Source organism: Caballeronia sordidicola (genome assembly GCF_001544455.2).
Taxonomy (GTDB): Bacteria; Pseudomonadota; Gammaproteobacteria; order Burkholderiales; family Burkholderiaceae; genus Caballeronia; species Caballeronia sordidicola.
This window is the reverse complement of record NZ_FCOC02000016.1, coordinates 1-18,350: the sequence shown is the minus strand read 5'-3', so window position 1 is coordinate 18,350 and position 18,350 is coordinate 1. Positions and strand designations below refer to the sequence as shown.

18 protein-coding genes are annotated in these 18,350 nt (G+C 60.8%); 14 read left to right on the top strand and 4 right to left on the bottom strand.

Features of this window, described 5'->3' with window-relative positions; all coding sequences use genetic code 11:
- Positions 1 to 2: 2 nt before the first annotated feature.
- The 9 genes from AWB64_RS22070 (at position 3) to AWB64_RS22030 (ending at position 8,105) form a co-directional block, all read left to right on the top strand.
- Positions 3 to 1,325 carry an acyl-CoA thioester hydrolase/BAAT C-terminal domain-containing protein gene (locus AWB64_RS22070; RefSeq protein ID WP_060857574.1) on the top strand — a complete coding sequence of 441 codons (1,323 nt, stop codon included), beginning with the start codon at positions 3 to 5 and terminating at the stop codon, positions 1,323 to 1,325.
- Positions 1,322 to 1,846, top strand: coding sequence for a CMD domain-containing protein (locus tag AWB64_RS32330; protein ID WP_060857573.1), 525 nt, complete (start codon positions 1,322 to 1,324; stop codon positions 1,844 to 1,846). The genes AWB64_RS22070 and AWB64_RS32330 overlap by 4 nt, the downstream gene beginning before the upstream one ends.
- On the top strand, positions 1,843 to 2,421 hold the full coding sequence (locus AWB64_RS22060) for a peroxidase-related enzyme (RefSeq protein ID WP_060857572.1): 579 nt from the start codon (positions 1,843 to 1,845) through the stop codon (positions 2,419 to 2,421). The genes AWB64_RS32330 and AWB64_RS22060 overlap by 4 nt, the downstream gene beginning before the upstream one ends.
- Before the next feature lie 115 nt (positions 2,422 to 2,536).
- Positions 2,537 to 3,496: an AraC family transcriptional regulator gene (locus AWB64_RS22055; protein ID WP_060857571.1), complete on the top strand. Its 960-nt coding sequence runs from the start codon at positions 2,537 to 2,539 to the stop codon at positions 3,494 to 3,496.
- A gap of 92 nt (positions 3,497 to 3,588) precedes the next feature.
- On the top strand, positions 3,589 to 4,161 hold the full coding sequence (locus AWB64_RS22050; protein WP_060857570.1) for a carboxymuconolactone decarboxylase family protein: 573 nt from the start codon (positions 3,589 to 3,591) through the stop codon (positions 4,159 to 4,161).
- Positions 4,158 to 5,258 (top strand): acyl-CoA dehydrogenase family protein, encoded by a 1,101-nt coding sequence (locus AWB64_RS22045; protein ID WP_082850587.1) that lies wholly within the window; start codon positions 4,158 to 4,160, stop codon positions 5,256 to 5,258. The genes AWB64_RS22050 and AWB64_RS22045 overlap by 4 nt, the downstream gene beginning before the upstream one ends.
- The gene (locus tag AWB64_RS22040) at positions 5,255 to 6,031 is read left to right on the top strand and encodes an ABC transporter ATP-binding protein (RefSeq protein ID WP_060857568.1); all 777 of its coding nucleotides are present in this window, start codon (positions 5,255 to 5,257) and stop codon (positions 6,029 to 6,031) included. Before AWB64_RS22045 ends, AWB64_RS22040 begins: the two co-directional genes overlap by 4 nt.
- Before the next feature lie 54 nt (positions 6,032 to 6,085).
- Positions 6,086 to 7,276 (top strand): ABC transporter substrate-binding protein, encoded by a 1,191-nt coding sequence (locus tag AWB64_RS22035; protein ID WP_060857567.1) that lies wholly within the window; start codon positions 6,086 to 6,088, stop codon positions 7,274 to 7,276.
- Between the two features lie 25 nt (positions 7,277 to 7,301).
- Entirely contained in the window at positions 7,302 to 8,105 is an 804-nt protein-coding gene (locus AWB64_RS22030) for an ABC transporter permease (RefSeq protein ID WP_060857667.1), read from the top strand.
- Between the two features lie 57 nt (positions 8,106 to 8,162).
- On the opposite strand, the gene AWB64_RS22025 is transcribed toward AWB64_RS22030, so the two are convergent.
- Positions 8,163 to 9,215 carry an NAD(P)-dependent alcohol dehydrogenase gene (locus tag AWB64_RS22025; RefSeq protein ID WP_060857566.1) on the bottom strand — a complete coding sequence of 351 codons (1,053 nt, stop codon included), beginning with the start codon at positions 9,213 to 9,215 and terminating at the stop codon, positions 8,163 to 8,165.
- Positions 9,216 to 9,322: 107 nt separating this feature from the next.
- Here AWB64_RS22025 and AWB64_RS22020 point away from each other — a divergent pair, with 107 nt between their 5' ends.
- Together AWB64_RS22020 and AWB64_RS22015 are read left to right on the top strand one after the other, a co-directional pair.
- Positions 9,323 to 10,246, top strand: a complete 924-nt coding sequence (locus AWB64_RS22020) for a LysR family transcriptional regulator (RefSeq protein WP_060857565.1) — start codon at positions 9,323 to 9,325, stop codon at positions 10,244 to 10,246.
- Positions 10,247 to 10,295: 49 nt separating this feature from the next.
- Positions 10,296 to 11,615: a leucine-rich repeat-containing protein kinase family protein gene (locus tag AWB64_RS22015; protein ID WP_060857564.1), complete on the top strand. Its 1,320-nt coding sequence runs from the start codon at positions 10,296 to 10,298 to the stop codon at positions 11,613 to 11,615.
- 69 nt (positions 11,616 to 11,684) lie between these two features.
- Here AWB64_RS22015 and AWB64_RS22010 read toward each other — a convergent pair whose 3' ends face one another.
- Positions 11,685 to 12,065: a DUF1090 domain-containing protein gene (locus tag AWB64_RS22010; protein WP_060857563.1), complete on the bottom strand. Its 381-nt coding sequence runs from the start codon at positions 12,063 to 12,065 to the stop codon at positions 11,685 to 11,687.
- Between the two features lie 204 nt (positions 12,066 to 12,269).
- On the opposite strand from AWB64_RS22010, the gene AWB64_RS22005 reads away from it, so the two are divergent.
- Positions 12,270 to 13,505 (top strand): acyl-CoA dehydrogenase family protein, encoded by a 1,236-nt coding sequence (locus AWB64_RS22005; protein ID WP_060857562.1) that lies wholly within the window; start codon positions 12,270 to 12,272, stop codon positions 13,503 to 13,505.
- A 3-nt stretch (positions 13,506 to 13,508) separates the two neighbouring features.
- Here AWB64_RS22005 and AWB64_RS22000 read toward each other — a convergent pair whose 3' ends face one another.
- Positions 13,509 to 14,069, bottom strand: a complete 561-nt coding sequence (locus AWB64_RS22000; RefSeq protein WP_244164158.1) for a cysteine hydrolase family protein — start codon at positions 14,067 to 14,069, stop codon at positions 13,509 to 13,511.
- 102 nt (positions 14,070 to 14,171) lie between these two features.
- Positions 14,172 to 15,083, bottom strand: coding sequence for a LysR family transcriptional regulator (locus tag AWB64_RS21995; RefSeq protein WP_060857561.1), 912 nt, complete (start codon positions 15,081 to 15,083; stop codon positions 14,172 to 14,174).
- A 117-nt stretch (positions 15,084 to 15,200) separates the two neighbouring features.
- On the opposite strand from AWB64_RS21995, the gene AWB64_RS21990 reads away from it, so the two are divergent.
- Both AWB64_RS21990 and AWB64_RS21985 read left to right on the top strand, forming a co-directional pair.
- Entirely contained in the window at positions 15,201 to 15,857 is a 657-nt protein-coding gene (locus AWB64_RS21990) for a glutathione S-transferase family protein (RefSeq protein WP_060857560.1), read from the top strand.
- A gap of 34 nt (positions 15,858 to 15,891) precedes the next feature.
- A complete protein-coding gene (locus AWB64_RS21985) occupies positions 15,892 to 17,937 on the top strand; it encodes a 2Fe-2S iron-sulfur cluster-binding protein (RefSeq protein ID WP_060857559.1) in 2,046 nt (681 codons plus the stop codon).
- The last annotated feature ends 413 nt before the right edge of the window (positions 17,938 to 18,350 follow it).

Here is an 18,350-nt window from a genome sequence, read left to right as displayed (position 1 = left end):
CCATGACCGATATCATCGAAATCGCCATCACGCCGGCCGACGACCTGATCGATGTCCCGCGCCACATTACCGTAAGCAGCGCGCAGCCGGACTCGTTGATCGAGTTGCGCACGCAAACCGCACGCGGCGACGGCGCGATCTGGACAAGCCGCGCGGTCTTTCGCGCGGATGATCGGGGCGTTGTCGATGTTTCGCGCGATGCGCCGGTTCAAGGCGATTACAGCGACGTTTCGCCGATGGGACTCATCTGGTCGCAAACTCCGGTTGAGACTGGAAAACGCGAAGTGTTTCCGGCGGATGTATCGGACGCGTTGACGACGCGCATTGAAGTCTTCGACGCCGATGGGCAGGGTGTGACCGCGGGCGTGTTGACACAACGCCTGATGGCGCCGGGCGTTCAGCGGCGCGAGATGCGCGTGGACGGCTGCATTGGCACGCTGTTCGTTCCCGCAACGCAGGGGCCGCATCCGGTCGTGCTCGTGCTGAATGGATCGGGCGGCGGCATCAATGAACCGCGCGGCGCGTTGTATGCATCGCGTGGATACGCGGCTTTGGCGCTCGGTTACTTCAAGACGCCGGGGCTATCCGACTACATCTCGAACACGCCGCTGGAATACTTCCGCCGCGCGCTCGACTGGATCCACCGCGAGTTGCAACCCGCGCATGGCTTCATTGCAGTCAGCGGACAATCGCGTGGCGGCGAACTTGCGTTGCTGCTCGGCGCGACTTATCCGGACCGTCTCAAGGCAGTGATCGGTTATGTACCGGGCGCGGTCGTTCACAGCGCGCAAAATGCCGCCGATCCCGCGACGGGCCGTGAAGGCCCCACATGGCTGCTCGATGGCAAACCGCTGCCGCATCTCTGGGAAAACAATCGTACGGCAAGCTGGAAGCCGTTCGACGAAGGTCCGCCGCCCCATCGGCATGAACGCGCAATCCGCACCGCATTGCTCGATGAACAAGCGGTGGAACGTGCCCGGATTCGCGTGGAACGAATCAATGGACCCGTGCTCCTGTTTTCCGGAACCGATGACGGTTCATGGCCCTCGTCCGACTATTCGCGCATGGTCGTCAAGCGGCTTGAGCGGGAACGGCATGCGTATCCGGTTCGCCATCTGGACTTCGACAAAGCCGGCCACGCCATCCTCTTCCCCTACGTGCCGACCACGCAACTCGTGTATGCGCATCCCGTGTCGGGGCGCATCAGCACCGGCGGCGGCCAGCCTGCCGCGAACGCACACGCCGACGAAGCATCGTGGCGCGCCGTACTCGATTTCCTCAACGCCGCGACAACTTCAAACGCACGCGCAATGGAGCAACCATGACAGACACTTACGATCCCGCTACAGATATTGTCGACCGCATCGCGGGTCTTACGCCCGGCTCGGTGACTCATGCCACAAGGCATCAGCGCGAAAAGGTCGCCGACGCGACGCAGCGCAGCTATGACGCGCTGTTCGACCCGGCGCTGCCGGATTTATCGCTTGGCGACCGGTTGCTGGTTGCGCTGTACGCATGCACGTTGTCGAACGCTCCGGCGCTTGCCACGCACTACGCGGAACGGCTTGCGTCCATTGACGTGGATCGCGCTGTGATCAATCAGATCGCTCAGGGTTCCATCGGCACACAGGAGCCGCGCCTGCACGCAATGCTGGTCTTCACGCGCACGCTGATCGAATCGCCCATCAATGGCGATAAAGCCGCGCTCGAACGTCTGCCCGCCGCCGGCATTCCAACGCCTGCCGTGGTCGCCCTGGCGCAATTGATCGCGTTTCTTTCCTATCAGATCCGCCTTGCCGCCGGACTTCGCGCGCTGCAGGCATTGAATGCAACGGAGGCAGCATGAGCCGTCTGATTGAAGCGCATGGATTCACGAACCGCGTGCTCGGCTGGGACGCCTGGCTTGACGTAGTGCAACTCGCCGATGCTTCGCCCGAACAAGTCGCCGTGCTCGAAGAAAGCCATCCAAAGGCGAAGGAGTCCGATTACTACCTGTTCCTCGTGCATCAGCCGGAGATCCTGAGGCAGCGTTCGGCTGCGTTCAACGCGATCATGTATGCGCCGGGCGGCCTGCCGCGCGCGGAACGCGAGCTGGCGTCGACCGTGGTATCGCGGATCAACGGCTGCGTGTATTGCGCGTCGGTGCATGCGCAGCGTTTCGAGCAGTTGGCCAGGCGCGACGACGTGATCGAACAGGTATTCAATGATCCGGTTACCGCAGGAACCACGCCGCGCGAGAAGGCGATCGTGCGGGCTTCGATTGATCTGACGCTTACGCCGGGCCATGTCGAACCCGCTCAATTGAAAGCCTTGCGCGACGTTGGACTCAGCGATGACGAGATTCTCGACCTGGTTCATTCCATCGCCATTTTTGCGTGGGCCAACCGGTTGATGCTCAATCTGGGCGAACCAGTGGGTTGAAGAACGTGAAGTAAATTCGCAAAACCGCATAAGCATCCAACGACAAGTTCTTTGCATAAACACGGCATGACAGGTAGGTATGGATCTCGCTCGCTGACCCTTTCCGACTCCTGCCATGTCACCCAACGCCGAAAGAATTGCCGACTGGCTACTCGCCGGTCTCGAACTGAAAAGCACGCTGTTTCACGTCGGCCAGTATTGCGGGGCGTGGCAGGCATCGACCGCGGGTCACCAACAAGCCAGCTTTCATGTCGTACTGCATGGCGAATGCTGGCTGCACCTGCCGGCCAGATCCGGGCGCAGCGCATCGAGCGTGCATCTGACGCAAGGTGACGCCGTGTTTCTCCTGCACGACATGCCGCACTGTCTTTCGCCTTCACCTGCAGCGCCGCCAGCCGGTCAGGAAAGCGCGCGTGCCGGCGCCATGCAGCCTTTGCAATCCGATCAGGAATCGCAGGAGCCAAACCTCGGCCTTGCCTGCGGCTTCTTCGAATTCCGCTCCGGCCTCGACGACCAGCTGCTGGGCCTGATTCCCGACCACATCGTCGCCCGTCGCGATTGCGCGGCGCTCGACGGTCCACGCGCCGTGTTCGACCTGATTCGTGCGGAAGCGCATCGTCATCCGGATATGCCGTCGGCGTTGATCACGCGTCTGACCGAGCTGCTGTTCTTCTATGCGCTGCGCTCGGTCGCCGCACGCGAAGACATCGCGCCCGGCCTCTGGTCGCTCATGAGGCGGGCGGAGTTCGCGCCGCTGATCACGGCGATCATCGATACCCCCGCGAAGCGGTGGACCACCGATTCAATGGCCGAGTTCGTTCACATGTCCCGCGCGCGGTTCTGCAAGCAGTTCGTGGAAGCATGCGGCCAGCCACCCGCGCAATTCGTCACGCTGGTTCGTATGAAGGTAGCCGCTACAATGCTTCGAAGCGGCACGCCGACGCCCGACGCCGCGGGACTCGTGGGCTACCAGTCCGAATCGGCGTTCGCGCAAGCGTTCAAGCGTGTGACCGGCGAGCAGCCGGGCGCTTACAGGCGAAACCGGGCGCAAGAGCCAATGGACGCGGTCCACTAAAAAAGACAAACGCGCATGAATCGCAGACGCACGCGCATTGCCGGGAGCACGGCTCATCGCGGACAATGCAGGCTCGACTACAAGGAACCGTCATGAGCCGTCTGCCGTTGCAAACCATTGAAAGCGCGCCCGAAGCCAGCCGCCCTTTTCTCGAGAAGGCGTTGGCGAACAACGGCTTTTTGCCCAATCTCGTGGCGTCGCTCGCGAACGCGCCCGTCGCGCTCGAAACCTATCTGACCGTCGCGGGCATCAACGGACGCAGCGGCTTGACACTCGCCGAACGCGAGACCGTGCAGATCACCGCCGCCGCCGTTCACGGCTGCGGTTTTTGCGTCGCCGGACACACGGCGGTCGCACTGAAGAAGGCACAATTGGACGCGCCGGTCGTCGATTCGATCCGCGATCAGACGCCTGTCAGCGACGCACGTCTCAATGCTGTCGCGGTCTTCACGCGCGCCGTCATCGCGGCACGTGGCTCGGTATCGGATAACGAATTGAGCACGTTCCGCGCGGCCGGCTTCACCGATGCCAACACACTCGAAGTCGTGCTCGGCGTGAGCCTCGCCACGCTATGCAACTTCGCCAACAACCTGGCGCAAAACGAACTCAACCCGGAACTCGCGGCGTACAAATGGGAACCTCAAGCCAAGGCGAACGCTGCATGACATCCCAAGGGCTGCAGCCGGATACGTCCGAACTCGACGCGTGGCTCGCCACGAATGCCGAAGCTATCGATACAACGCAGGCACTTGCGTCAGAGATCCTGCCTCGGCTCGGCCGCGCAGGCGTGTTTCGTATCGGCGTGCCGGCTCATTTCGGCGGCTCGGGCGCGACCATCGCGGATGCCATTGAAGCCGTGGCGCATGTCGCCGAGCAATCTCTCGCGGCCGCGTTCGTGTTCTGGGGACAGCGGACGTTTATCGAATATGTGCTGCAAAGCTCGAACGAGAGCTTGCGCACGCGCTGGCTGGACACGTTGTTAAGTGGCGAACTCGCGGGCGCAACGGGTCTTTCGAATGCGATGAAATACCTGTCGAACATCGAACCGTTGCAGATGAAAGCGCGCTCGCTCAATGGCGACCAATGGACGCTCGACGGCAGTTTGCCGTGGATTACCAACTTGCGTCCGCAAGGTTTTGTGGCCGCCGCCGCGTTCGATCATGCATCGCAGGAAAGCGGCGTGCCGCCCTCCATCTTCGCGATACCGCACGACGCCAAAGGCGTGACGCGCAGTGAAGACCTTGACCTGGTCGCGCTGCGTTCGAGCAATACCGCGGCGCTGCGCGTGGAAGGCACCGTGCTCGACCAATCATTCCGCATCACCGCCGATGCCCCCGCGTGGCTCGCTCGCGTGCGCCCGGGCTTTCTCGGCCTTCAGTGCGGCATGTCGGTGGGCCTTGCACGGCGCTGCCTTGCGGCCGTCGGCGAGGCGGGTCCGGGATCGCGCGCCGCTGTGGCCGGCGAAGCAGAACATCTTGCGAACGAACTTGAAGACCTTACGCATCGTTTGAAAGACGGCGTGCTCAAAGGCATTTTTATTGCAGCACCTGCTGCGCTGTTCGAGATCCGGATTGCACTGGCAGCGATCGTGGAAGCGGCTGTCGGGCTCGAAGTCCAGGTCACCGGCGGTCGTGGTTACTTGCGCGGACAAGGCGGCACGGCACGCCGCATGCGCGAAGCGGCGTTCGTGCCCATCGTCACGCCGAGTCTCGTGCAACTGAAAAACCAGCTCGCGCTGCATGCAAAGGCACACTCCGCATGAGCACGCAGCAGCCGCTTATCGAAGCGCGAGGCTTGAGCCTGAGTTATGCCGGACGCTCCGTATTGCGCGGCGTGGACCTGAGCGTTCAACCCGGCGAACTGGTTTCCGTCCTCGGGCCAAGCGGTTCCGGTAAGTCGACCTTGCTGCGCATTATCGCGGGATTGCTCAAGCCGACATCGGGACATGTCCTCGTGGATGGCGCGCCGCTCGATGGCCCACGCCCCGACGTCGCCCTTGCGTTTCAGGACCCTTGCCTGCTGCCGTGGTTATCGGTGGAACGCAATGTGGGATTCGGACTTGGCTTCTCGCGGCAACCGTCGCTTACACGTGGCGAACGGCGCGACCGGGTGACCGCCGCGCTCGATGAAGTCGGCCTTGCCCACGCTCGAACCTACATGCCGCGCCAGTTATCCGGTGGCATGGCGCAGCGTACCGCCCTCGCCCGCTGTCTCACGCGTCAGCCGCGCGCGCTGCTGCTCGACGAACCCTTCGGCGCGCTCGATGAAATCACGCGCGCCGACATGCAACGTCTGCTGCTCAAGGTCGTGCAGGACACGCACGCGGGCACGGTGCTGGTGACGCATGACATAGATGAAGCGTTGCTGGTCTCCGATCGCATCGTGCTGCTCGGCGCGCAAGGTTCGCTGATCGCGCAATGGCGCGTCACGGTGAGCGCGCCGCGTGCGGCCGAGGTCCAGGCGCTGGGCGCGTTGCGCATCGAGATTCTCCAGGCGCTGCAGGATTCCATGGCGCGCGGCAAAAACGCAGCATAAAAAAGGCCGGCACCCGACTTAACTTTCAATCGATGCAGGAAACGCAGGATCACCATGTGCCAGCTCCCAATGTCCCGCCGCGAGTGGCTGAAACTCGCATCCATGTTCACCGTCGCGGGCGCGGCGCCGTTGCTGAGTTCGTTGAACGCGCGCGCCGCGAGCGATCCAAACGCGCCCGTGCGCATAGGCTATCTGCCGATCACCGACGCCACGCCGCTGCTCGTCGCGCATAACAACGGCTATTTCGATGCAGCCGGCATCGCAGCCGAAAAACCGACGCTCCTGCGTAGCTGGGCGCAACTGGTCGAAGCGTTCCTTTCAGGCCAGGTCAACGTAGTCCATCTGCTCTCGCCCATGACCGTCTGGGCCCGCTACGGCAGTCAGGCGCCGGCCAAGGTGGTCGCGTGGAATCACGTCAACGGATCGGGGCTGACGGTCGCGCCGTCCATCGCCAAGCTCGGCGATCTTGGCGGCAAGACCGTTGCCGTGCCGTTCTGGTATTCGATCCATAACCTCGTCTTGCAGGACATGCTGCGCTCGCAAGGGCTCGTGCCCGTGCTCAAGAAAACCGATGCCCTCAAGCCCAACGAGGTGAACCTGATCGTGATGTCGCCCTCCGACATGCCACCGGCGCTGGCGTCGGGGCAGATCGCGGGGTTTATCGTTGCGGAGCCGTTCAATGCGGCGGCTGAGGGGCTGAAGATCGGCAAGGTGCTGCGCTTTACCGGCGACGTCTGGAAAAGCCATGCGTGCTGTGTCGTGTTCATGCACGAGCAGGACCTGAGCGGGCGCGCGGCATGGTCGCAAAAGGTCGTCGATGCAATCGTGAAAGCGCAGGTCTGGACACGCGAACATCCCGCCGAAGCGGCGCAGGTTCTGTCGAAGGAAGGCAAGAACCACTACACGCCGCATACGCCGCAAGTGCTCACGCGCGTGCTCGCACCCTCGCCGGACGAGGCGGGCCGTTATCTCGCCGATCGCGCCATTGTTCATGCGGACTGGCACGAAAAGCGCATCGATTTTCAGCCCTATCCGTTTCCGAGCTATACCGAGGAACTGGTGAAGCGGATGAAGACCACGCAGGTGGAAGGCAACGCGCAGTTCCTCGCGAAGCTCGACCCGGCATTCGTGGCGCGTGATCTGGTCGACGACCGTTTTGTGAAGAACAGCATTGCAGCGGTTGGTGGCATGAAGACCTTCGGTTTGCCCGAAGGCTTCGCGCGTTCGGAGAGTATCGTTGTCTAGCGTGTCTTCTTCATCGTCCGCGCCCGTGGAGGGCGGCTCCAGACCGTCTCCACGCCGGCGCTCGTGGTTCGGGCGTATCTGGCCGGGGATTGCCGGCATCGTGGCGGTGGTGGGCTTGTGGTGGCTCGTGCTGACGGTCGTGGCAAGTCCTGATAGCCTTGCCGCCCAGTTCCTGCCAACGCGCGCCATTGCCGCGCTGCCCTCGCTCATTCGCGATGATCGCTTGTTCGAGCACGTTGTCACGAGCTTGCGCCGCATTGCGGTGGGTCTCGCATGGGCTTTGGTGATAGGCGTGCCGCTCGGATTTTTGATCGGCAGGCTGCGCTGGCTCGATGCCGCGTTGTCTCCCACGCTGCAATTCCTGCGCATGATCTCGCCGCTTTCATGGATGCCGATAGCGGTCATGTCGCTCGGTGTCGGCGATAAAGCCGTGTACTTCCTGCTCGCGTTCGCCGCGTTGTGGCCGCTTGTGATGAGCACGGCTGCGGGCGTTGCGCAGATCGACAAACGCTGGCTGCAACTCGGCGAGAGCCTGGCCGCGACGCGTTTCGAAATGCTGTGGCACGTCTACGTGCCGGGCATCGCATCGCATGTTTTGACCGGCGTGCGGCTTGCGATCGGGATTCTCTGGATCGTGCTCGTGCCGGCGGAAATGCTTGGTGTCAGCGCAGGGCTTGGGTATCTGATCCTCGATACCCGCGACCGTCTTGCCTATTCCGAACTGACGGCTGTAATCCTGGTGATCGGCGCGCTTGGCTTCTTGCTGGATTACGCGGCGCGAATGGTTTACCGGCGCTTCGGGGCAGGACACGTGGTGGGCGACGAGTAAGAAAAAGGCCACGCGAATGCGTGGCCCGGGCGACGGACTCACTTCACTAACGGTCGCTCATGCCGCGGCGAGCGAAGCCATATCGATCACAAAGCGGTACTTCACGTCATTCTTGAGCAGGCGCTCGTAGGCTTCATTCACAGCCTGTATGGGTACGATTTCAACGTCGCTGACAATGCCATGCTCGGCGCAAAAATCCATCATCTCCTGTGTCTCGACCATACCGCCGATTGCCGATCCAGCCACCGCCTTGCGTCCAAAGATCACGCTCACGCCCGCGAGCGGTTCCGTATCCGTCAACACGCCGACGAGAGCCATGGTCCGGTCGCGCTTGAGCAGCGCCATGTAGGGATTGAGGTCGTGCCCGACCGGAATGGTGTTGAGCAGGAAATCGAAGCTGCCTGCGTGCGCGGCCATATCGGCGGAATCGGTCGAGACCAGCACTTCGTCGGCGCCCAGGCGGCTCGCATCCTGACCCTTAGCCCGCGACGTGGTGATCATGACCACGTGCGCGCCCAGCGCCTTCGCAAACTTGACGCCCATGTGTCCGAGTCCGCCCAGCCCGATCACGCCAACTTTCTGACCCGGGCCCACGTTCCAGTGCCGCAGCGGCGAGTAGGTCGTGATACCCGCGCACAATAGCGGCGCGACCGCCTTCAAGTCCAGGTCCGCGGACACTTTCACCACGAAACGCTCTTCCACCACGATCTGATCGGAGTAGCCGCCGAAAGTCAGTTGATCGCTGCCGCGTTCCTTCCCGTTGTAGGTCCAGGTCGCGCCTTCCTCGCAATACTGTTCGAGGTTCTCGCGGCACGCCGAACAATGGCGGCATGAATCCACCATGCAGCCCACGCCTGCGTAATCGCCCACCTTGAACTTCTGGACGCTGCTGCCGACCTCCACCACGCGTCCGACAATTTCATGGCCCGGCACCATGGGATATAGCGCGTTTCTCCAGTCATCGCGCGCCTGATGAAGATCGGAATGGCAAATGCCGCTGTACAGGATTTCGATGCGAACGTCATGGGCGCCGGTATCCCGGCGCGTAAAGCTGAAGGGAACAAGCGGCGTGGTCGCGCTATGAACGGCATATCCTCGGGCTTGAAACATGTAAGTTTCCTCTCTGGCTTTGTTGAACATACACGCACAATAACCAGCACATCGCCGCGGCACAAGCTTGATTTTCCGCATGTATCGTTGAATAATCCTGCACAATCATGCGTCCCGACAACCTTTCGCATCTCTCCGCATTCGCAGCCGTCGCCCGTCATGCCAGTTTCCGGAAGGCAGGCGCCGAGCTGGGACTTTCCACATCGGCGGTCAGCTATGCAATCCGCGGACTCGAGGAACGGCTGGGCGTCAACCTGATCAACCGCACCACACGCAGCGTCGCGCTGACCGACGCCGGCCAGCGCCTGCTCGAACGTCTTCAGCCAGTGCTGCACGACCTGGGCGACGCGCTCGAGGAAATGAACGACTTCCGCGCAACGCCAACCGGCACGTTGCGCCTGAACATGTCGCACGTTGCAGCGCGGCTCGTGGTCGCGCCGCTCATGTCGCGCTTTCTTGCCGCTTACCCGGACATTGCGCTGGAGATTGTCGAAGATGACAGCCTCGCCGATATCGTCGGTTTGGGTTTCGATGCCGGCATCCGGTTTCAGGAGTCCGTGCCGGAGGACATGGTCGCGGTCGCAATCGGCCCGGCGCAGCGTGGCCTTGTAGTCGCGTCCCCGGCCTATCTGGAAGGGCGTGCGCCGCTGCGCCATCCCAACGATCTCTTCGATCACAACTGCATCCGGTACAGGTTTCCGAGCGGCAGACTCTATAAGTGGGAACTGGAAAAAGACGGCACGCAGCTCGAGATGGACGTCAAAGGGCGCGTCACGGTCGGCACCATGCATCTTGCGTTGCAGGCGGCGCTTGATGGAGTTGGCATCGGCTTTGCCATTGAAGGCTCGGTTACCGAACACATCAGCCAGGGGCGGCTCGTTTCCGTGCTCGAAGACTGGTGTCCGTATTTTCCGGGCTTCATGATGTATTACCCGCGCCAGCGAAGAACTTCGTCGGCGCTGCGTGCTTTCATCGATATGGCGCGGGAGGCCGGAGCCGGCCGATCATCCGGCCAAGGCGTTTCCCCGTAGAATCCGGCTATGCCAGAACGGCATCACCCTCGGATACTCGCACGCATTGATGATCACCACGCTCGAAGAACTGCGCGCCGGATTGCCGGCCGGCACCCGGCAACTCAAGCTCGCTTGCGGCTTGACGGAATTTCCACGCGAAATTTTCGATCTCGCCGATACGCTGGAGTCACTCGACTTGTCCGGCAACGCGTTGTCTTCGCTTCCGGACGATCTGCCGAGGCTTGAAAAGCTGCGCATCATCTTCTGCTCCAACAATGCGTTCACTGAATTGCCAGAGGTCCTGGGCAAGTGCCCGCAGTTGAGCATGGTCGGGTTCAAAGCCAATCGCATTGCCAGGGTGACGGGCGCGGCGCTGCCTGCCAATCTTCGCTGGCTGATTCTCACCGATAACCACGTTGAAGCGTTGCCGTCCGAGATAGGAAACTGCACACAGCTTCAGAAGCTGATGCTCGCGGGTAATCGCCTGCGAACCTTGCCACCCACGCTTGCGGCTTGCTCACGCCTGGAATTGCTCAGGCTCGCCGCGAACCGGCTTGATGAATTGCCTTCGTGGCTTGCGTTAATGCCGCGTTTGTCGTGGCTCGCATATGCGGGCAATCCGCTAAGTGAAGCACTCGAAACAAATGCGCTGACCCACACGCCGATCGACCTTGTCGATTGGCAGGATCTTGAGCTTCAACATGTCCTGGGCGAAGGCGCTTCAGGCGTGATCTATCGTGCGGAATATTCGACGGGCAACGGCGCTGCCCAACCGGTCGCGGTCAAGTTGTTCAAGGGCGCGGTAACGAGCGACGGCTTGCCCCACTGTGAAATGGCCGCGTGCATCAACGCGGGCGAGCATCCGAACCTCATCTCGGTACTTGGCAAGGTGCGCGGACATCCGCGAGGAACCGACGCACTCGTGATGGCGCTGATCGATCCGGAATTCAGGAATCTCGCGGGACCGCCGAGCCTCGATTCGTGCACGCGCGATATCTACGCGAACGGTACACAGTTCACACCGGCATCCGCGTTGCGCATTGCTTCGGCAATCGCATCGGCTGCGTGTCATTTGCACGCAAAAGGGATCATGCATGGCGATCTCTACGCGCACAACATCCTGCACTGCGGTGAAGGTCGCGCGTTGCTGGGAGACTTCGGCGCGGCGTCGTTTTATGCGCCTCAGGGCGCTCTGGCTTTATCGCTTGAGCGTCTTGAAGTGAGGGCCTATGGCTGCATGCTGGAAGAATTGATCGATCGATGCGAGTCCGTCGAGACTTCATTGATCGAACTGAAAAACAGATGCCTGAGCGAGAAGAACGATGACCGGCCGCTGTTTGGCGAGATCGTGTCCATCTTGGGCGCGCTAGCCGAAACCAGAAGCTGATCCAGCTAATGAAGAGATGCGGGCGCGAAACCCGCCGTTCAGGTTTCAATCAAAAAGCAGTCACTTTGGTCAAGGGCTAACCGGCTCCTGAGCGCGCTTGAGTTCCTCCCGCGCTTCGTCCAGCTTGCGCTGGCGGGACGCAATTTTCTTGGGACTATCGTTTTTATCCTGGGCCTTTTTCAAATCGGCTTCCCGGGATTCGACTTTGGCCTGCGCCTGGGTAATGCGGTGCTGACGTCTCTTTTCAAGCGACGCGTCGGAACAATTCTTCCGGGTCTGATCGAGTGCGGTCTGAAGACCCCTGACTTGCGCAGTGTTGCCATGCGCACGCGCGTACTCGATTTGCTGGCTGATCTTGTCCTGCTTTTGCTGGCAAGTATCGCTGTTCGCGTTCGCAAAAGCGCTTGTTGCAAGCACGCTCAAGGTGGCAGCCGCAAGAATACGTCTCATTTTTTCTCCAGGTTGGCAATGCGCGAGAGTCCTAATGTAAACCGTTTCAACGCGTACACCAACCGTGATTGCTCTCCGGCCGATATGCAAACCGCAAAACGATCTAACGGCACGGCGAGCGATCAGCTAGATTTTCGAATCCATACGTGTGCGCCAGAGCGTTAGCCACACCCGCTCCTTGAACCTCAGAAAGGATTCGACGACATGACTCAATTGCCGCCTGGCACGTTATCGGTTGGAGCCGATTACGACAATGTCGCGCGCCGCTTCAGGCCAATCTTCGCCTGTATTGCCGAGAGTGCGGTCGCATGCGACCAGCTCAGGACACTGCCGCGCGAACAAATCGCCGAACTCAAGCAAGCCGGTTTTGGTGCATTGCGCGTGCCGGTCTCGCACGGAGGCGCGGGCGTGTCGATCAAGCAGTTGTTCCGCTTGTTGATCGAACTCGGCACCGCCGACTCGAACCTGCCGCAGGCGTTGCGTGGACACTTCGCGTTCGTGGAAGATGTCGTCAATGCGCCCGCGAGTCCAGAGCGGGACCGGTGGTTCAAACGTTTTGTCGAAGGCGATTTGTTCGGCAATGCATGGACGGAAGCAGGCGACGTTGCGCTTGGCAGCATAAAGACGCAGGTGTCCAGGCGTGATGGCCGGTGGGTCTTGAACGGCGAAAAATACTACAGCACGGGCAGTATCTTCGCGGACTGGATCGACGTCTATGCACAACGCGCCGAAGACGGCAGCGACGTCATTGCCGCGGTTGCCACACAACAACCGGGCGTCACATTGAGCGATGACTGGGACGGTTTCGGCCAGCGCACCACCGGCAGCGGCACGACCGTATTCAACAATGCCGAGGTCGAGCATACGCACATAGTCGACTTCTCGCGCCGCTTCAAATATCAGACCGCCTTTTATCAGCTCTTCCATCTGGCGACGCTGGCCGGTATTGCCCGTGCAGCCGAACTCGACGCCGCCGCCGAAGTGCGTGCGAGAAAGCGCATCTACAGCCACGGCAACGCGCCCCATGTCAGCCAGGACGTGCAGATCCAGCAGGTCGTTGGTGAGATCGCGGCATGGGCCTACGCCACCGAAGCGATTGCGCTGCGCGCGACCGAGCCGGCGCAGCGCGCATATGAAGCACATTTCGCGGATGATGCCGAAGCCGAGAAGCGCTTTAACATTGAAGCAGAAATAGAATCGGCGAAAGGTCAGATTGTCGCGACAGAACTTGCATTGCGCGCTTGCACGCATTTATTCGATGCGCTCGGCGCATCGGCTATTGGAGGCGGCAAGGCGCTCGACCGGCACTGGCGCAATGCCCGTGCGGTCTCCTCGCATAACCCGGTCATCTACAAGTCGAAACTCGTGGGAGACTGGTCCATCAATCAGAAGGAGCCGGTGTACCTCTGGCAGATCGGCGCCGGGCCTGCAAACAAATAGACGCTAACCGCGAGCACGCGCCCTCTGGTTCGACGCGTAGATGTTGTCGCGTACCGGTGCGGCGCCGCCTTCGAGCACATCGATCCATTCGTCGGTGGAAAGCACCGCGGCAAACCGCGATTGCATCACGACAGTGAACACGCGGTGGATCTCTTCGGCGCTCGCATGACCCGCGCGGTTTTCATAGGGCACGGAACCGGTGGCATCGACGAGAAACTCAACCGACATGCCCGCGTGGACCGCGTGCTTCACGGTGGAATCATCGCAGTTGTGCGTCATGTAGCCGGCGATCACGAGCGTGTCGATTTCGTGCGCCTTCAACCAGTCGCCCAGCCCCGTTCCGGCGAACGCGCTGGGCAGCGCCTTCTCGATCACCTGCGCATGCGGCCGTGAACTCACCACGTCATGCAGCGCGGCGCCGACTGATCCGCGCGCGAACAATGGCGACGTTTCGGGAGCGATATTCTGGATCAGCACCACAGGTACGTTGTGGCGGTTCGCGGCGTCGATTGCGCGGCCTATATTTGCAAGCGACATATCGACGTCCGGATATTCAATCAGCAGGTTGCCGGTGACATATTCATTCTACACATCTATGACGATCAGCGCGCGGCGCGGCGAGGACGGCATGGCGAAGCTCCTGTGGTGTGGTGAACCTGCTCGCGACTATACAACGTCACGTTCAAGATGTGCCTTCAGCGCGTCGATGAAAACGCGCACCATCGGCACCGGATACCGTGCCGACGGAAACACTGCATGAATCCCCGTCGGCGGCCCCGACCATTCCGGCAGCAAGCGCACGAGCCGTCCTGCCGCAACATCGTCGCCGATTGAAAAGTCCGTTAGAAACGCCACGCCGCCGCCCGCGAGGGTCGCGGCGCGGCAGGTGGGCGCGGTATCGGCGAAAAAGCCTGCGTTGAAGCGGATCGTGCGTTTGGCGCCGCGTTTGCTTTCCACCGATACCACCAGCGGTTTCGTCAACGCCGACATGGCCACGAACGGAAGCTTGGCGAGCGCTTCGGCCTTGGCGGGCTTGCCCCATGTATCGATAAAACCGGGACTCGCGACCAGCCACTTCACGAAGCCGCCAATCTTCACCGCGCGATAACTCGAGTCCACGAGCCGCCCAAGGCGGATGGCGACATCCACGCCTTCCGCAACCAGGTCGACCAACCTGTCCGCCGATACCAGTTCGACTTTCAGTTCCGGATGGGTTTGCCGCAAGGCGACCAGCATTGGCGCGATGACGCTTGCGCCGTAGTCGATCGGCGTTGCCACGCGCAGCGTTCCGCGCAATTCGCCCGACCCTTGAGCGAGCGCCGAGATCGCGTCATCCGCCGTGTTCAGGATATGCCGGCAGGCCGTGTAGAACGCGCGTCCCGCCTCAGTCACGGTAACGCGGCGCGTGGTTCGCACGAGCAGGGTGGCGCCGAGTTCCGCTTCGAGCCGCTGCATGTGCGTGCTGACCATGGTCTTCGCGATTCCCAGGCGGTCCGCGGCGGCGGTCAGCGATCCGGCTTCGACAACGGCCGCAAAAACTGCCAGCCGGTTGAGGTTCACTCCGCTCAGGTTGGTCATGTCGATTGTCCACTTTAAGAGGATTGTGTTACCGCGATTATCCGTCTTCCAGGATTATTCGGGGCGCACTATGCTGGAAGCATTCGCTCACTTCCTCAACTGTGCCGGAACCCGATAATGCCCGCCGCCAACAAACCCCTGCCAAACCAGCCGATCCGTCTGCACACCACCTTGCTCTCCGGACATGGTCATCGTGTGAAGCTTTTCCTGACGCTGCTGGACCTGCCGTTCACGACAATCGAACTCGACATGAAAGCCGGCGACAACCGCAAGCCCGCGCATCTCGCACTTAATCCGTTCGGCGAAGTGCCGGTGATCGAAGACGGCGATATTGTCCTGACGGACTCAAACGCCATCCTTGTGTACCTTGCACGCAAGTACGGCGATGCGTCGTGGTTGCCGGAAGATCCCGTCAATGCCGCTGCCGTCCAGCGCTGGTTGTCGCTCGCGGCGGGCAAGATTGCATACGGTCCGTGTGCCGCGCGGCTCGTGACCGTGTTCGGCGCGCCGCGCGACCATGCAGGGGCAATCCGCATTGCGGAAGATCTTTTTGCGATCATCGATACCGAGTTCCGTGACAAGCCGTTCGCTGCTGGACACGCACCGACGATTGCGGATATTGCCGCGTACTCCTACATTGCGCATGCGCCCGAAGGTGGCATATCGCTCGATCCTTATCCCAACTTGCGCGCGTGGTTAAAGCGCGTGGAAGCATTACCGCGCTTTCTGCCGATGCCTGTAACGAAGGCCGGATTGCTCGCTGAGTCTGCCTAACGTTTCGGCTTCGACCAACAACCGGTGAACGCTCATGTCCGATACCCTCGTCGCGGTTCCGCCCGCAGGCTGGAGCATTGCTGAATCGCCTTTTCATGCGGGAGAACTCGCGGCGCAGGAGCGGGTCGGCGTGCGTGAGCGCATGGATGTCAATGCGCGTCGCGGGATTCGCGATTACGTGCCGGAGCAGCATCGGATATTTTTTGCGGAGCAGCCATTCATGGTGCTTGGTGGTGTGGACACAGCGGGGCAACCGTGGGCTACGTTGCGTATCGGCGAACCGGGATTTGTGTCCACGCCCGATGAACACACATTGCGCATTGCAGGCCGCAGCCTCAATGGTGATCCGCTTGCGGGCACGTGGAAAGTGGGTTCCCTGTTAGGCGGCCTTGGCATTCAGCCTGCAACGCGCAGGCGTAATCGTGTAAACGGCGTTGTGACGGCTATCGATGAACATGCGATTACCGTAGCCGTCAGTCAAAGTTACGGCAACTGTGCGAAGTACATTCAAAGCCGGACGCCATCGCCCATGGATTTCGACACGCAAGCACGTGACGATGAAGCGCCTGTCATATCCGATCATTTGAGCGATGCGGATCGCCAATTGATCTCCAGTGCGGACACATTTTTTATTGCTAGCGCCGATACATCGGAGGATGCGGGATATGGGCGTGGCGCGGACGTCTCGCATCGCGGTGGCAAGCCGGGGTTTATTCGTATCGACGATAACCGCACGCTTACCACGCCGGATTTCAGCGGCAACCTATTCTTCAACACCATTGGCAACTTGCTGCGCGATCCGCGTGCGGGCTTGCTGGTGATCGACTTCGTCAGTGGTGATTTGCTGTATCTGGCCGTGGATGCAGAGGTCATTTGGGAAGGGAAGGAACTTGAATCCTTCGATGGCGCCGAGCGTCTGATCCGCTGGCGAGTGCGTGAGGTCAGGCGTACTCGGCGCGCTTTGCCGTTGCGCTGGTCGGACGTTCAATATGCGCCGCAGTTAGTCAAAACGGGAAGCTGGACGAAGACGCCGAGCGCATGGCGGAAGCTTAAGGTATCCGAAGTTCGAGAAGAAGCGCCTGGCATCAAGTCTTTTTATTTTGAACCGGCCGATGACATGCCTCTTCCTCCCTACGAGCCCGGTCAGTTCTTGCCGATCCGCCTGGACATTCCGGGCCATGCGGGACCGGTCACGAGGACCTATACGCTATCCGATGCCTACGATGCGCGGCGTTACCGGATCACGGTCAAGCGAGAGGGCGTTGCGTCGACATGGCTGCACGAGCACATTGAAGCGGGTGCATTTTTAGAGGCCAAGGCGCCAAGTGGCGCATTCGTTCTCGACCGGACGAACATACGTCCGATAGTCTTTGTCTCTGCGGGCATAGGCATTACGCCGATGATCGCGATGCTTAAAAGCATAGTTGGCGACCCAAATGAACGCTCGGGGCTTGAGCATATTTACTTTATTCATGGCGCGCGTGACGTGAATGAGCACCCGTTCGCTGATGAACTTCACGCCGCAACGAAAGCATCTCCGCGTGTTTCGGTTCATCTTAGGGAGAGTCGGGCGGTGAACGCTTCTACGGCGGGGCGTGTGGACATTGCGTATTTGAGGAGCGTGTTGCCATTTGGTGATTACGACTTTTATCTTTGCGGCCCGGCGGCATTCATGCGGGATTTGTATAGCGGCTTGCGCGCGCTCAACGTAGCTGACGACCGTATTCGTTTTGAGGCGTTTGGTCCTGCCAGCGTCAAGCGAGATAAGGGGCTTATAAACCTGATGCCGATTGTGCCTGAGCGTTTGGCGAAGGTTGTTTTCAAGCGGTCGCAAAAAACGGTGCAGTGGTCTCCGGAGGATGGAAGTTTGCTTGAATTGGCGGAAGCGAATGGCGTGGAGGTGGCGTCGAATTGCCGGTCGGGGGTATGCGGCACGTGTTCCACGCGCATTATTTCGGGCGATATAACCTACCCCGTGCCGTGCGAGGGAGAGGCCGAGGCTGGAATGGCGCTGCTTTGCAGCGCCATTCCAGCGAAAGCGGGGAAAGGAGAGGAGTCGACCGTAGAGATAGATGCGTGAGCGTGAACTTGCCCGAGAGCGCTGGTGGCGAAGCGTGTGGATGTAGGGGTTCGGAGGGGAAGGGTTTCAGCTAACGGTGGTTATGGCGTCGAGGGTTCTTTTGAAGTCCCAAGCAGATGTACGTGCACGCTCGGGGCATCTAAGCGCCATCGATAGCGTTTCGCGGACGGCCCCGATGGGCGGAACAGTGGCTTGATCGGCGCGAATGCCAGGCTTCACTGGATCGCCCTGAAGGGTATACCCGCGCTTGCTGTTCCATTAAGAGTTTTCGTATGTAAAGCGGGAGTTCATTTCGGCATTCTGTGAAAGATCAAAAATCTTAAATAATACGAGAGAGTTATCCGCAGAATGAGCATCGTGACGCGATCAGAAATATCACAGGGCGCGCTTCCAGGCCACGCGAGCTACTTCCT

Excerpts from the sequence above, each read along its gene's own strand:
- AWB64_RS22070 (WP_060857574.1), top strand. The coding sequence starts at position 3 with ATGACCGATATCATCGAAATCGCCATCACGCCGGCCGACGACCTGATC.
- AWB64_RS32330 (WP_060857573.1), top strand. The coding sequence starts at position 1,322 with ATGACAGACACTTACGATCCCGCTACAGATATTGTCGACCGCATCGCG.
- AWB64_RS22060 (WP_060857572.1), top strand. The coding sequence starts at position 1,843 with ATGAGCCGTCTGATTGAAGCGCATGGATTCACGAACCGCGTGCTCGGC.
- AWB64_RS22055 (WP_060857571.1), top strand. The coding sequence starts at position 2,537 with ATGTCACCCAACGCCGAAAGAATTGCCGACTGGCTACTCGCCGGTCTC.
- AWB64_RS22050 (WP_060857570.1), top strand. The coding sequence starts at position 3,589 with ATGAGCCGTCTGCCGTTGCAAACCATTGAAAGCGCGCCCGAAGCCAGC.
- AWB64_RS22045 (WP_082850587.1), top strand. The coding sequence starts at position 4,158 with ATGACATCCCAAGGGCTGCAGCCGGATACGTCCGAACTCGACGCGTGG.
- AWB64_RS22040 (WP_060857568.1), top strand. The coding sequence starts at position 5,255 with ATGAGCACGCAGCAGCCGCTTATCGAAGCGCGAGGCTTGAGCCTGAGT.
- AWB64_RS22035 (WP_060857567.1), top strand. The coding sequence starts at position 6,086 with ATGTGCCAGCTCCCAATGTCCCGCCGCGAGTGGCTGAAACTCGCATCC.
- AWB64_RS22025 (WP_060857566.1), bottom strand. The coding sequence starts at position 9,215 with ATGTTTCAAGCCCGAGGATATGCCGTTCATAGCGCGACCACGCCGCTT.
- AWB64_RS22020 (WP_060857565.1), top strand. The coding sequence starts at position 9,323 with ATGCGTCCCGACAACCTTTCGCATCTCTCCGCATTCGCAGCCGTCGCC.
- AWB64_RS22015 (WP_060857564.1), top strand. The coding sequence starts at position 10,296 with ATGATCACCACGCTCGAAGAACTGCGCGCCGGATTGCCGGCCGGCACC.
- AWB64_RS22010 (WP_060857563.1), bottom strand. The coding sequence starts at position 12,065 with ATGAGACGTATTCTTGCGGCTGCCACCTTGAGCGTGCTTGCAACAAGC.
- AWB64_RS22005 (WP_060857562.1), top strand. The coding sequence starts at position 12,270 with ATGACTCAATTGCCGCCTGGCACGTTATCGGTTGGAGCCGATTACGAC.
- AWB64_RS21995 (WP_060857561.1), bottom strand. The coding sequence starts at position 15,083 with ATGACCAACCTGAGCGGAGTGAACCTCAACCGGCTGGCAGTTTTTGCG.
- AWB64_RS21990 (WP_060857560.1), top strand. The coding sequence starts at position 15,201 with ATGCCCGCCGCCAACAAACCCCTGCCAAACCAGCCGATCCGTCTGCAC.
- AWB64_RS21985 (WP_060857559.1), top strand. The coding sequence starts at position 15,892 with ATGTCCGATACCCTCGTCGCGGTTCCGCCCGCAGGCTGGAGCATTGCT.